Genomic DNA, 14,178 nt, shown 5'->3' on the forward strand with positions numbered 1-14,178 from the left:
GTGAATTTCTAAAGGAAGTGTGCTTTCGGGTGCACTTCCTTTTTTTCTGAATACAACCCATGAAAACCAGGATTCTTCTTTCCCTTGCATGGCTTACTTGGCTGGGCTGTCAGCCTAAGGAGGATCAATCCGATTCACTTTTTTCGCTTGTCTCCAGCGATTACTCTGGAGTAGATTTTAGAAATGATCTCGTGTACACCGAACAGGTTAATCCCTACACGTTTCGAAATTTTTACAATGGTGCAGGAGTCGCAATCGGAGATATCAATCAAGATGGACTTCCTGATATTTTTTTGGCGGGTAATCAAACTTCAAATCGACTTTATCTCAATCAGGGTAACCTGAAATTCAAAGACATTACACACGATGCCGGATTAAATTCCTCTGGCATTTGGTCGACTGGAGTAAGTATGGCTGACGTAAATGGGGACGGTCTCTTGGATATTTATGTGTGTAAATCTGGCCCAAAAGGTGGGGAAAGACGACACAATGAATTGTTCATCAATAATGGAGATCTGACCTTTTCCGAACAATCCGAGAAATACGGATTAGCTGAATCAGGCCTCAGTCAACATGCAGTATTTTTTGATTATGACAAGGACGGAGACCTGGATATGTACTTGCTGAGTAATTCTGGACGTTCTGTCGGAGTTTTTGACCTTCGGGTAGGTCAGCGGGAAATTCGTGATCCTGAAGGAGGCAATAAACTATTTAGAAATGATGGGACCCATTTTGTCGATGTGTCCCAGGAAGCGGGTATATACGGGAGTGCGATTGGCTATGGATTAGGAGTCACCGTTTCTGATTTGAATGGAGACATGTGGCCTGATTTATATGTTTCTAATGATTTTTTTGAACGCGATTACTTGTATTTAAATAATCAAGACGGGACTTTCAAAGAAGTCCTTCCTGAGGTCCTTCCCGAAATCAGCATGGGGTCAATGGGGGCCGATATCGCTGATCTGGACAATGACTTGCGTCCCGACATTTTTGTAACAGAAATGCTTCCCTCGGACTTAGCTCGGGTCAAAACCAAAACTCCCTTTGAGGATTGGGACAAGGCGCAGGCAAACTTTAAATCAGGCTACCATCGGCAGTTTACCCGAAATACCTTACAGCGAAACCTAGGAAGCCAGCCTGGAACCAAAGAGCCAATTTTCATTGAAATTTCCAGAATGACAGGAATGGAGGCTACAGATTGGAGCTGGGGTGCCTTGATTTTTGACGCAGATCTGGATGGGAATAAAGATGTTTTTGTGGCGAATGGAATCGTGAAAGATTTGACCGATTTCGACTTTGTGGATTTTTACGCCAATCAACAAGAAGATATTTCTGGATTAAAAAAGGATTCCTTGCTCGTGACACGCATGATCGATGCCTTTCCTTCCGTGCCGCAGGTTAATTACCTCTTTGCAAATCGAGGAAACTGGAACTTTGAAAACATCGCCTCAAAAGCTGGTTTAGATTTTCCGACCTTCAGTACTGGTGCTGCTTATGCAGATTTGGATAACGATGGGGACTTGGATCTGGTAATTAATAATCTAAATGAGGAGGCTTTTCTTTATCAAAATAAGCAACGTGAATTAAAAGGTTCAGCTTACCTGACCTTAGATTTGGGAGCAGAATTCGGAGCTAAGGCCACGGTGTATTCTGGCGGAAGGACTCTTTTTCAAGAATACCAACCGGTCAAGGGATACATGTCTTCGGTCGATCCGAGATTGCATTTCGGACTGGGGCAAAGTGGCGCGATTGATTCATTGCTCGTGGAATGGCCCTCTGGCAACCAAACCCAGCTCAAAAATATCCCCGTCAACCAAACACTTAAATTAAAAGAAGAAGGAGCCACTTTCGCTAATCCTTCCTCTCTTCAAGATTTTGAAAAAGCCCTTCAAAAAGTAGAGATTGCACTGCCATTTTTACACCAAGAAAGTGAGTTTATTGATTTTGATCGTGATCGATTGCGATTTTGGTCTATCAGCGATGAGGGTCCTAAAGCTGCTTTGGCTGATGTAAATGGAGATGGAACAACGGATGTTTTTATTCCAGGAGCCAAAGGGAAGGCTTCCCGAATGTATGTTCAAAAAGGAAACGATTTTGTAGAGACCAATCGAAACCTCTTTGCTCAAGACAGTCTTTCGGAAGATGTGGTTGCTCATTTTTTTGATGCGGATCAAGATGGAGATGTAGACCTTTGGGTTGGAGCTGGTGGAGTGGAGTTTGCAGATTATTCCCTTCCTTTTCAAGATCGACTTTATTTAAATGACGGATCAGGGGCATTTTCTCGCTCAACTCAATCTTTTAGCTTGGTTCCAACTTCCTTTGTTTTGACAGAGGATTTTGACCAAGATGGAGATCTGGATGTCTTTACAGGCACCAGAGCATTGCCGTTTGGATATGGACTTCCGGTGGGGCTTATCGTGTATCAAAACGATGGAGTGGGTAATTTCACCGATATCACCTCCCAATGGAATACCGTTTTTTCAAAAATAGGTATGCTGACCTCAGGTGCTTTTGCAGACCTGAATGAAGATGGCCGCAATGAGTTGATTTTGGCTGGGGAATGGATGGGAATCCATGTGTTTTCTTACGAACGTGGACAGTGGATAGAAAACTCATCGGCATTTGGTCTGGATAACACCCGAGGTTTATGGAATTCACTCCTCGTCCAAGACCTGAATGGAGATGGGTTACCAGATATCTTAGCAGGAAATAGAGGCCTCAATTTCCGCTTGAAAACAAGCTTAGAAAGTCAGATGGCACTTGTCGTCAATGATTTTGATCAAAATGGAGCCTTAGACCCGATCTTGGCGCAGCGTCAAAACGGGAAACATATTCCTTGGGTCATGAAGAATTCATTGCTTCGTCAAATCCCTTCCCTTAAAAAACAATTGGTCACGTATGCGTCTTACAAAGACAAGGCGCTAGAAGAGCTTTTCCCTGAAGCGATATGGGCAAATTCCTTAATTTTGCCACTAGATCGTCTGCAAACTTCCTTATGGATTAATCAAGGAAAAGGTCATTTGGTGGAAGAATTCCTTCCCTCTGAAGTCCAATCTGCTCCGATCTATGCGAACGCTCTAATTTCGAAACCTGGGAAATCCCCTCTTTTAATTGTAGGTGGAAATCAATCCCGAATCAAACCTGAATTAGGGTCTCAATTGGGGAGCTATGGTTGGGTCTTAGAAGCAAAAAACAATTCCTGGCAAGCGCTACTTCCTGAGCAAAGCGGCCTATTCGTCCCTGGTGAAATCCGGGATATTCAGGTGATCGAGATCGCCAATCAATCCAACTTACTTGTACTACGAAACAATGACACACCACTTCTATTTGCGATTCGCTAGTTTTCTTCTCTTTATTTCCTTGGTTTCCTGCCAGTCTGACTATGAGAAAATGGAAAGTCGGGAACTGGCCTCGGGCAAGCAAGTCAATGACTTGTTTTTCGATTTAAGGCTTGGAATGGATCGAAAAGAATTTTTCGAAGTTTGCTGGAAGAAAAACAAAGAGGGAGTTCTAACCAACGGCCCGACCGAGTTATCTGTTGAACATTCACTTGTACTTCCATCCGGGCACGAAGCTAAAATGCGCTTTTATCCCAAATTTGAAGGAGATAAAATCTATGTGATGCCTATCGAATTTACCTACGAAGGATGGGCACCATGGAATGAAGAATTGACAGCTGAAAAGCTTCGAGAAGATGTGGTTGCGCTTTTTGAAAAATGGTATGGAGAAGGCTTCCTGGAAGTAAGTGACAAGGATAAAACCAAAGTCGCATTTGTCAAAATCGATGGAAATCGGAGAATAAGAGTCTTCAAAAAGCACCTTTCAGCAGTACGGGTCGAGATTGAAGATCTGCCTGTTTTGAAGAAACTAAAAGAGGATAAAAACTCATGAGAAAATTAATCATCACCGTCCTCGCCTTGGGGAGTCTAGTTGCCTGCAAGGAAAATACTGAATCCACTGAGCCCAAACTCTTTGTAGAAATCGCTCCTGAGCAATCAGGTGTTGATTTCGCAAATACCCTCACTTTTGATGAAGAGTTTAACATTTTTACCTACCGGAATTATTACAACGGAGGTGGGGTAGCGATAGGTGATGTAAACAATGATGGACTTGCTGATTTGTATTTTACGGCAAACATGCAGCCCAATAAGCTCTACCTCAACAAAGGGGATTTCCAGTTTGAAGAAGTGACCGAAAAGGCTGGCGTGGCAGGCACCCGAGCTTGGAGCACCGGGGTCGCTATGGCTGATGTCAATGGTGATGGCTGGTTGGATATTTATGTGTGTAACTCCGGCGATATTGCGGGTGACAATAAACAAAACGAGCTGTTCATCAATCAAGGCGATGGAACTTTCCTAGAACAAGCGGAAGCGTATGGCCTAGCCGATCAAGGTTTTTCAACCCATGCTGTATTTTTCGATTATGACAAAGACGGTGACTTGGATGTCTATCTTTTGAATAATTCGTATCAAGCAATCGGCTCTTTCAATAAAATGCAGAATGAACGCCCGGTGCGAGATGCTGTTGGTGGTGACAAGTTATTCCGAAACGACGGAGAAAAGTTTACGGATGTAAGCGAGGAAGCTGGAATTTATGGATCAATCATTGGCTTTGGTTTGGGCATTACCATCGGAGACGTCAATCAGGATACTTGGCCTGACATCTTTATTTCCAATGACTTCTTTGAAAAAGATTACCTCTACATCAATAACCAGGACGGAACATTTACAGAAAGCTTGGAATCTGCCATGCGATCGATTAGTGCTGCCTCAATGGGTGCAGATATAGCAGATATCAATGGGGATGGCTTGCTGGATATTTTCGTGACCGATATGTTGCCTGAACCTACCACACGCTTGAAGCAAGTGACTACGTTCGAAAATTGGGATAAATTCCAATTCAACAAGACCCACGGTTATCATTATCAATTTTCCCGAAATATGCTCCATCTCAACAATGGAGATGGGACTTTCAGTGAAATTGGTCGCTTAGCCAATGTAGAAGCAACCGATTGGAGTTGGGGAGCTCTGATGTTTGATATGGACCATGATGGGAAGCGGGATATTTTCGTGGCGAATGGGATTTACCAAGACATCACCGACTTGGATTACCTAAATTTTATCGATGATGAGGAGACCAAGGTGAAGATAATTTCCCAGCAAGGCGTGGATTACAAAGCATTGATCGACCCGATCCCAGTTAATCCCGTTCCGAATTACGCCTTTCGAAATCTCGGAAATCTCAAGTTTGAAAATGTCATTGAAGCATGGGGTCTTGGTGGAGCCATACATTCAAATGGGGCGGCGTATGGAGATTTGGACAATGACGGGATTCTCGATTTAGTAGTGAATAACTCCAATCGACCAGCGCAAATTTTCAAAAATCAAAGCCGAGCCCTCCATCCGGAAAATCATTCAATTCAACTTTCCCTTAAAGGGAAGGGGAAAAATACCGGAGCAATTGGTGCTCAGATTCGAGTGACTGTTGGAGGGCAGCAATTTTACACCGAGCAAATGCCCAATCGAGGCTTTCAGTCAAGTGTCGATCCAAAAATCACCATTGGCTTAGGTCAAGTATCTCAAGTGGATCAAATCGAAGTTCTTTGGCCTGATGGAGCTTACACTCAACTTACCAATCAATCGGCAGATCAATTGGTGACGCTTGCTTGGGAAGAAGCAGGAAGTCTTCCGGAAGGTGTTTCGTTTTTCTCTCCTAAACCGGAAAACACATTTACCAAAGACCCTTCGATTTCCCTTCCCTTTGTCCATCAGGAAAATGAATTTGTGGACTTTGATCGGGATCGTTTGACTTATCATATGTTCTCTACCGAAGGTCCTGCTGTAGCCAAAGGAGATGTCAATGGGGACCAGATTGAGGATTTATTCTTTGGTGGAGCAAAAGGATTTCCGGGTAGAGTTTACTTAGGTTCTGGTACAGGCTATCGTGAATTGCCTCAGCCGGAATTGGAGGCTGATGCGATTTCGGAAGATGTCGACGCGGTATTTGTCGATGTGGATGGGGACCAAGATTTGGATTTGGTGGTGGTGTCAGGTGGAAATGAGTCCGGTTTTGGATCGCTTGATCTTGCAGATCGATTGTATCTAAATGATGGGAAGGGTAATTTTTCCAAACATAATCAATCAGGTCTAGGAGCTGTTTTTGGAAGTAGTGCTGCAGTAGGAGTCCTGGATATCAATGGCGATGGAGCTTCGGATTTAGTGGTAGGAGGTCGTTTGGTTCCGTTTACCTATGGAGCGCCTGCCAGTTCTCAACTTTGGATCAATGATGGAAAAGGAAACTTCTCTGAACAGTCTGCAGCGCTTGCACTTGACTTGAAGGACTTGGGCATGGTGACTGATTTGGAAGTAGTTGATTACGATGGCGATGGTGAGAAAGATGTAATTCTGGTGGGAGAATGGATGGCTCCAACTTTCTTTAAACAAGTGGAAGGAAAGCTAGTCAAGCAATCAATCCCTTCCCTGGAGTCGCTTAAGGGATGGTATCGAACAATTACTTCCGGTGATTTTAATGGGGACGGGAGAGTTGATTTTGCGTTTGGAAATCATGGGTTGAATACCCGATTTAAGGTGAGTTCGGAGCATCCTGTTAGTTTATTTCTAAATGATTTGGATCAAAATGGATCCATTGAGCAGATTTTTACGCGGAGAAATCAGGACGTAGAAATTCCTTATGCCCTCAAACACGAATTGGAAAAACAGGTGCCTTCGATCAAGAAGAAATACATCAAATATTCCGATTACAACGATCAAAGTCTTACCGATATTTTTCCAAAGGAAATCGTGGATAAATCCATCCGACAGGAGGTCAATCATTTGGAGTCTGGCGTTTTGATGAACCTAGGCGGTGGAAATTTTGAGTGGAAATCATTTCCTATTGAAGCACAAAAAACCTGGGTATTTGCAATTCAGACCCTTGATTTGAATCAAGACGGAATTCTTGATTTGGTATTGGGTGGAAATTTGTCTCAAGCCAAACCGGAAGTGGGTAAGTACGATGCTGGCTTTGGAGAGGTGCTCATCGGGAAAGGTGATGGCACATTTGAATTTCTTCCTAATCGCGTGCATGGACTTCATTTGGATGGAGATATTCGGGAATTTTCGGTTTTAGGAAGTAATCATTTGCTCGTGGTAAAAAACAACGCGGCAGCTGAAATCTGGAAGTTTTGATGAATTCATTTCGCTCATATCTTTTCATAAGTTTAAGTGTCCTGTTCTTTTTGGGGTGTGCCTCAGAAGAGCAAAAGGAAGAGGCTAAACTTTTTGAATTGCTCCCATCTACTCAAACAGGGGTGAATTTTCAAAATACACTCACCTCCAGCCTAGAGTCCAATATTCTTGAATACCTCTATTTCTACAATGGAGGGGGAGTAGCCACCGGGGATATCAACGGGGATGGGCTAGTCGATCTGTACTTCACAGGCAATCAAGTTCCCAATCGACTATACCTCAATCGCGGAAATTTTCAGTTTGAAGATATCACCGAATCCGCAGGTGTTTCTGGAGATGGAGGATGGTCCACCGGAGTCACCATGGGCGATGTGAATGGGGATGGGCTTTTGGATATTTACGTTTGTCAGGTTGGGGATTATGGAAAAATCCAAGGTCAAAATAAGCTCTACCTTAATCTTGGGGAGGGTAGATTCCAGGAAGTAGGAAAGGAGTTTGGAGTAGATTTCAAGGGGTTCAGTACCCATGCAGCGTTTTTGGATTATGACCGAGATGGGGATTTGGACTTGTATCTTTTGAATCATAATGTGAAGTCGCCCGAAGTATTTGCACAGGCTGGCAATCGCGAAAAAATTGATCCTTCCGGCGATAAACTTTTCAAAAACCTACTGATGGAAGGAGGAAAAGGCTTTGAAGATGTAACCTTAGCATCTGGCATTTATTCCAGCATTTTAGGTTTTGGGCTAGGAGTTGCCGTGGAGGATTTTAATGGAGATGGTTGGTTGGATCTATATGTTTCCAACGATTTTACAGAAAACGATTATCTCTATCTGAATCAACAAGACGGTACTTTCCGGGAATCCTTGCAGGAGTTGATTTCCAGTACCAGCCGTTATAGCATGGGGAATGATGCTGCTGATCTCAATGGAGATGGTTGGCCGGATATTTTTACCACCGATATGCTCCCAGAGGATCCGGAGGTTTGGATGAAATCAGTCGGTGAGGACAAGGCAGAGGTCTACCAAATCAAGTCCAATTTTGACTACGGAGATCAATATGTTCGGAATCACTTACAGTTAAATGCGGAAGGAAATGGCTTTTCAGAAATCGCCCAATTTGCAGATGTTCACGCCTCAGATTGGAGTTGGTCGCCTTTGCTGTTTGATATGGACAATGATGGGCTACTGGATATTCATGTAAGTAATGGGATTGCTAAACGACCCAACGATTTGGATTTTATCCAATACTCTCAAGATGCCGATGCTCGTACTCCTATGGAGGAGTTGCGTGAAAAACAAATTTCGCTCCTGCCAAAGCTCGAGATTCCAAATTTCGCATGGATAAATCAAGGAGATTTGAGATTTGAAAATAAAGCCAAACAATTGGGATTAGACCATAAAGGCTATTCCAACGGTTCTGCCTATGCAGATTTGGATAATGACGGTGACTTGGATTTGGTGATCAATAATATCGACCAAGAGGCCTTTATTTATCAAAACCATTCTGAAAAATCAGGCAATCATCACCTTCGAGTGGCGCTTCGAGGTCAAAAAAACAATTCCTTTGGTATCGGGGCAAAAGTTAAACTTTTCGCCTCTGGTCAGACTTGGACTCAACGCCTGAGCACCAGTAGGGGGTTTCAATCCGGCCCATCGACTACCTTGGTTTTTGGCTTGGGGAACACCGCTACGATTGATTCGATTCAAGTCAGTTGGCCAGAGGGGGATTTGGAAGTTTATCCTGGTATTTCTTCCGATACGCTGATCCTCTTGGAAAAGGGAATGGGAATCATGAAGGAATTTAATGTTTCCATGGCGGTCTCTGAGAAGCCAGAACCTGCTTTTCCTTGGAAGCATGATGAAAAAAGTGAGGTGGATTTTATCAAGCGTGAATATTTAGCGCTAAAAACCTACTCGATGGAAGGCCCAGCTGTTGCAGTGGGAGACGTCAATGGTGATGGATTGGATGATTTGTATTTGGGAGGAGCTAAAGATCAAGCCGGGGTCATTTTGATTCAGCAGCCTTCCGGGCAATTTGTGGAAGTGGAAAATCCAATTTTCCGACAATTGGCCAAAGCAGAAGATACGGTCGCTGAATTTGCAGATTTCAATGGAGATGGGCTCTTGGATTTATATGTTGGTAGTGGAGGGAATGAATATCCAACAGGCAACCTGTTTGCATTCGATCGTTTGTTTTTCGGAAATGGTCAGGGCAAATTTCAATTTGCGATGAATTCGCTGCCTCCCTTGGGAGAAAATACGAGCGCGATTGTTCCTTTTGATCTCGATCAAGATGGTGATTTAGATTTGTTCGTCGGAGCGTCGGTAGTCACTGGTGATTACGGGGCAAGTCCCAAAAGTGCTCTTCTGATTAATAATGGAAACGGGCAATTTTCGGATGCGAGTGATGCAATGCTGCCTGAAGGGGGACGTTTGGGAATGATCAATACCGCTGCATTTGTAGATTTATTGGGCGATGGATCTTCGAAATTGGTCATTTCAGGAGACTGGAATTCGATTCGGGTTTTGGAATTCAAAGGAGGGAAGTTGGTTGAACGATCCATTCCTGGTTTGGAATATTCTTCGGGCTGGATCCAAACTTTACAGTTTGCGGATGTCAATCAAGATGGGAAGATGGATATCCTGGTGGGGAATCTGGGAGAAAATACCAAGCTCAAAGCCAGCGAAACCAAGCCCCTTTGGTTATACCATCATGATTTCGATGAAAATGGCCAAGCCGATCCGATTGTGTTTCATTACATGGGGGACAAGCTTGTTCCTTTTGCAACGCGTGATGATTTGATTCGTCAAATTCCGGGGTTGAAGCGGAAGCATTCCTCCTATGCAGCTTATTCCCAGATCACCCGTCCTGAAGATTTATTTTCGGAAAAAGAACTTGAAGGGGTTTATCCTAAACCGGTGTATCAATTGAAATCCGGGATGTATGTCCAAAATACCTCTGGAGGATTTGAATGGACTCCATTTCCTGCCCCACTTCAATATGGCCCAATTCAAAGCTTGGTCCTGGATGAAGAGGGGATTCTCTATGTCTCAGGCAATTCAATGGACTTCCGAGTGGATTTGGGTAAATCTATTGCCTTGAAATCTTCCGCCTGGAAATGGTCGAATGGCATGTGGAGGCAATTGGAGAATTTGCCCCCAACTTCGGATCCTGTGGTTTGGATGGGATGGGTGGGATCGAAGGCAACTAGAAAGCTTCTTCAAGTATCCAACAATGGTTTTCCGGTTTGGCTTAAATAAAGCTGTTGAAAATCATTTGTCCATCAGTAGCTTATCCTTAGTTTTGAGAACTCATGTAAGTAGAGAAATGGTGAATAAACCCAATCCTGAAACCAATTTGTCCTACTTAAATTAAGAACAACCCACTATGCGTTTGCTTAGAAATTTCACACTTACCCTTCTATTGCTTGGAGTTTTAGCTTCTTGTCAGGAGCCTAAAGATTATTCTCAGGCAATTACCGATGGAAGCTATTTTCATCGAGCCCAAAAACGAATTACGGAAGTCATTATTCATGACATCTTTTCTCCTCCTGTAGCTGCTCGAATTTATTCATACACTTCCCTAGCCGCTTATGAGGTTGCTGCTGCGACAGATCCTACCCAATATGCTTCTTTAATGGGACAGCTTAATGGTTCTGAGCCGCTTAATCTTCAGGTTCCTGAAGGGATCTACCCACCTCTTGCTTCCCTTGCTGCCTATTACCAAGTCGGCACTGCATTGATTTTTTCAGAGGAAATGATGAATGAGCATCGGGATGCTGTCTATGGAGAATTGAAAGAAAAGGGGATCCCAGAGGATGTATTTGAGCGGTCCGTCGCTTTTGGACAGGAAGTGGCGGCAAAAATTATTGCCTATTCCAAAAAAGACAATTACCACGAAAGTCGATCATTTCCAAAGTACACCGTGGTGAGTGATCCTGGGACCTGGCAACCTACTCCTCCCGCATACATGGAGGCCATTGAGCCTCATTGGAACAAGATTCGAACCTTTGTTTTGGATTCGGCAGCACAGTTTAAGCCACTGCCACCACCTCCCTTTTCGACAGAGCCAGGGTCAGAATTTTATGCACTAGCCAAGGAAGTATACGATGCAGATATCAATTCTTCAAAGGATGAAAAAGACATTGCCATGTTTTGGGATTGTAATCCTTATAAGATGAATGTCAAAGGCCATGTGATGTTTGCTGAGAAAAAAATTACACCGGGCGGACATTGGATGAGTATTGCATCGATCGCTTCAGCTGCGGCCAAGAAAGATTGGAAAGGAACCATTGAAGCTTTGGCGCTCACCGGTATTTCACTCAATGAAGCCTTCATTTCCTGTTGGGATGAGAAATATCGTAGCAAGCTCATTCGTCCAGAAACCTATATCAATCAATATATCGATGAAAACTGGGTTCCACTTTTGCAGACGCCACCTTTTCCAGAGCATACTTCTGGACATAGCGTAGCCTCTGCCGCATCTGCCTATACCTTGGGGCAATTGTTTGGAGATCAATTTCACTTGGTGGACAGTTCTGAGGTGGATTATGGACTTGCTATTCGTGAATTTGATTCATTTTCTGGTGCAGCTAAAGAAGCTGCAATCAGTCGATTTTATGGAGGGATTCACTACAGGCCTGCGATTGAATATGGAGTAACTCAAGGTACTCAAGTAGGAGAATTGATCTGGCAGCGGATTTCCACCAAACCCGATCAGGTGGCGATGAAAAAGTAAATTAAAAATCCCCGAAAGCATGCCTTTCGGGGATTTTTAGTTTTATGACCTCCTTTGGGTACTGTTCTAATTCTGTATTAAGGAGTAATATAATTTTTAAGATTAGCTATAGAGCTTGCGGTCAAGGATATAGGTTTCTACTTCCTTAGGAAGTAGGTATCGGACCGAATAGCCAGCATATACGGATTCCCTAATAAAAGTAGCAGAAATATCTAGCAGGGGTGCGCTTACAAGATGAATATGGTGATGTTGGGGAAGTAGGGTTTCACCAGGACGAGGGTAGACATATATGGGATAATGCGCCAGAATTTGATCATGGTTTTTCCACTTATGAAAGTGTTTTAAATTATCCGATCCCATAAACAGACTAAACTGATGCTGAGGGTATTTATCTGCCAAATATGTGAGGGTATCAATCGTATAGCTTGGACGTGGCATCCGAAACTCTACATCGCTGGCTCGAAAGTGGAAATTATCTTTCACTGCTAGTTCGACCATGCGCAAGCGATCTTGTTCATGCGCCAAGGACTCTTGTTTTTTGAAAGGATTTTGAGGGCTGACTACAAACCATACCTGATCCAGATCGGTTCGCTCTTGGATCGTCTGTGCGATAATTAGATGACCGATATGAATCGGATTGAAGCTCCCAAAATACAACCCGATCTTCATCCTTACTTAGCCAAAAACTCAGAAACCAAGGTTACGGCTTCTTGGGAAGATTTTTCAAAATCGTCGTTAAGAATACTGATGTCAAATTGAGAAGCAAAGGTCATCTCAAATTCAGCCTTGTATAACCTTCTCGAGAGCGATTCGGGGGTTTCGGTACCACGATCATTGAGTCGTGAGGCGAGGATTTCCATGGAAGGAACCTTCACAAAAATCGCCAAAGCTTGATCCCCGAAGTATTTTTTTAATGCTAATCCACCTTTTACATCTACATCAAAAATGACAGCTTTGCCACTATCCCAGATCCGCTGTACTTCCTCTTTTAAGGTTCCATAAAAATTCCCTTCGTATACTTCTTCCCATTCTACAAAGGCATCCTCATCGATTTTTTGTTTAAACTCAGCAATACTCAAAAAATAATAATCTCTGCCATGCACCTCGTGTCTCCCCCTTTTGTCTCGGGTACAAGCGGAAATGGAGAACCCCAGATTTGGGACATGCTGAATCAGGTGTTTGACCAGTGAGGTCTTTCCCGAACCAGAAGGTGCTGAAAATATGATGGCTTTGCCGGATGCCTTACTCATTTGATGTCGTGAATCATTTGGCGGATCGAATCAGCCAGTTTAGGGGGGACAGGTTGTTTGGTACATTTGGTTTTGAGGACCTCTCTAATGGCCTGCTCCAAATGAAAATGTTCAAAGCAGGGCAAGCACTTATCAATTTTTTCTTTGAGGATTTCCTTTCCTTCCTCGCCCATTTCTCCGTCCAAGATACTTTCCAACAACTGGAAGCACCTACTCACATCGCTGCATTGCAGCTTTTTTTCTCCGGAGTTTAATTCATTGTTTTCCATAGGTAATCGTTTTATTCCTCCTCTTCGTCCGTAGAATAGCCCATGGATTGGGCATATCCTTTCAGTTTGTCTTTCAATAGGTTTCTGGCTCGATGCAATCGCGAACGGACTGTGCCGATCGGGATATCCAGAATCTTGGCCATTTCTTCATAGGTAAATCCTTCTAAATCTGCCAAAATAATGACAGTCCGGAAATCTACCGCAAGGGCATTAAGGGCATTGGAAATTTCATCCCCAAGCATGTCCTTGACCGAATCCACGCGTAAATCGCTAGTGCTTTGATAGTCAACATCATCAGAGTTGTAGAAAGTTTCCACCTCTTGATAATCCACCTTCGCAGGCTGTTTACTTTTCTTGCGGTACTCGTTGATAAAGCTGTTTTTCAGGATACGAAACAGCCAAGCCTTGGCATTGGTCCCCTGTTCAAAGGAATTGATGAAGCGAAAAGCCTTCATATAGGTATCCTGCACCAAATCTTTGGCGTCATCTTCATCAAAGGTGAGCCGAAAGGCAAAGTTGTACATGGAATCTATGTGTGGCATAAATTCTCCATCGAAGATGGCCGACTTCTCTTCCTGAGAATATTTTCTTCGCTGTACTTCTGACATAAGCATCAAAAGTAAGCAATGCCTCAATTTATCCCTACACCTTGGCCTTAAAGTCAGGGTATTTCCTTTATTTTGTCCTGAGTTTATCCCATCGTTGGGATCCTTGATGATCACACTCCGGCGAAGT

9 protein-coding genes are annotated in these 14,178 nt (G+C 43.5%); 6 read left to right on the forward strand and 3 right to left on the reverse strand.

Translation table 11 applies throughout. From position 1 onward, the window contains the following. Positions 1 to 59: 59 nt before the first annotated feature. The 5 genes from AO498_RS04965 (at position 60) to AO498_RS04985 (ending at position 11,924) form a co-directional block, all read left to right on the forward strand. Positions 60 to 3,341, forward strand: a complete 3,282-nt coding sequence (locus AO498_RS04965; RefSeq protein ID WP_067544393.1) for a VCBS repeat-containing protein — start codon at positions 60 to 62, stop codon at positions 3,339 to 3,341. Further along, a complete protein-coding gene (locus AO498_RS04970) occupies positions 3,310 to 3,891 on the forward strand; it encodes a hypothetical protein (RefSeq protein ID WP_067544395.1) in 582 nt (193 codons plus the stop codon). The genes AO498_RS04965 and AO498_RS04970 overlap by 32 nt, the downstream gene beginning before the upstream one ends. Next, complete coding sequence (locus AO498_RS04975) at positions 3,888 to 7,187, forward strand: VCBS repeat-containing protein (protein ID WP_067544397.1); 3,300 nt, start codon at positions 3,888 to 3,890, stop codon at positions 7,185 to 7,187. Before AO498_RS04970 ends, AO498_RS04975 begins: the two co-directional genes overlap by 4 nt. Beyond that, positions 7,187 to 10,447, forward strand: a complete 3,261-nt coding sequence (locus tag AO498_RS04980; RefSeq protein ID WP_082792190.1) for a VCBS repeat-containing protein — start codon at positions 7,187 to 7,189, stop codon at positions 10,445 to 10,447. The genes AO498_RS04975 and AO498_RS04980 overlap by 1 nt, the downstream gene beginning before the upstream one ends. 127 nt (positions 10,448 to 10,574) lie before the next feature. After that, the gene (locus tag AO498_RS04985) at positions 10,575 to 11,924 is read left to right on the forward strand and encodes a vanadium-dependent haloperoxidase (protein ID WP_067544401.1); all 1,350 of its coding nucleotides are present in this window, start codon (positions 10,575 to 10,577) and stop codon (positions 11,922 to 11,924) included. 102 nt (positions 11,925 to 12,026) lie between these two features. Here the strand turns inward: AO498_RS04985 and nadD are convergent, their stop codons facing one another. Further along, complete coding sequence (gene nadD, locus AO498_RS04990) at positions 12,027 to 12,593, reverse strand: nicotinate (nicotinamide) nucleotide adenylyltransferase (protein WP_067544403.1); 567 nt, start codon at positions 12,591 to 12,593, stop codon at positions 12,027 to 12,029. A gap of 2 nt (positions 12,594 to 12,595) precedes the next feature. Next, positions 12,596 to 13,174, reverse strand: coding sequence for a guanylate kinase (gene gmk, locus AO498_RS04995; protein WP_067544405.1), 579 nt, complete (start codon positions 13,172 to 13,174; stop codon positions 12,596 to 12,598). Here gmk and AO498_RS17380 point away from each other — a divergent pair. After that, positions 13,162 to 13,428, forward strand: a complete 267-nt coding sequence (locus AO498_RS17380) for a hypothetical protein (RefSeq protein WP_335339814.1) — start codon at positions 13,162 to 13,164, stop codon at positions 13,426 to 13,428. The two genes, gmk and AO498_RS17380, sit on opposite strands and share 13 nt — an antisense overlap. 26 nt (positions 13,429 to 13,454) lie before the next feature. Here the strand turns inward: AO498_RS17380 and AO498_RS05005 are convergent, their stop codons facing one another. After that, positions 13,455 to 14,051 carry a sigma-70 family RNA polymerase sigma factor gene (locus tag AO498_RS05005; protein ID WP_067544409.1) on the reverse strand — a complete coding sequence of 199 codons (597 nt, stop codon included), beginning with the start codon at positions 14,049 to 14,051 and terminating at the stop codon, positions 13,455 to 13,457. Between the last annotated feature and the right edge of the window lie 127 nt (positions 14,052 to 14,178).

It is taken from the genome of Algoriphagus sanaruensis (assembly GCF_001593605.1).
In the GTDB taxonomy this organism is placed as follows: Bacteria; Bacteroidota; Bacteroidia; order Cytophagales; family Cyclobacteriaceae; genus Algoriphagus; species Algoriphagus sanaruensis.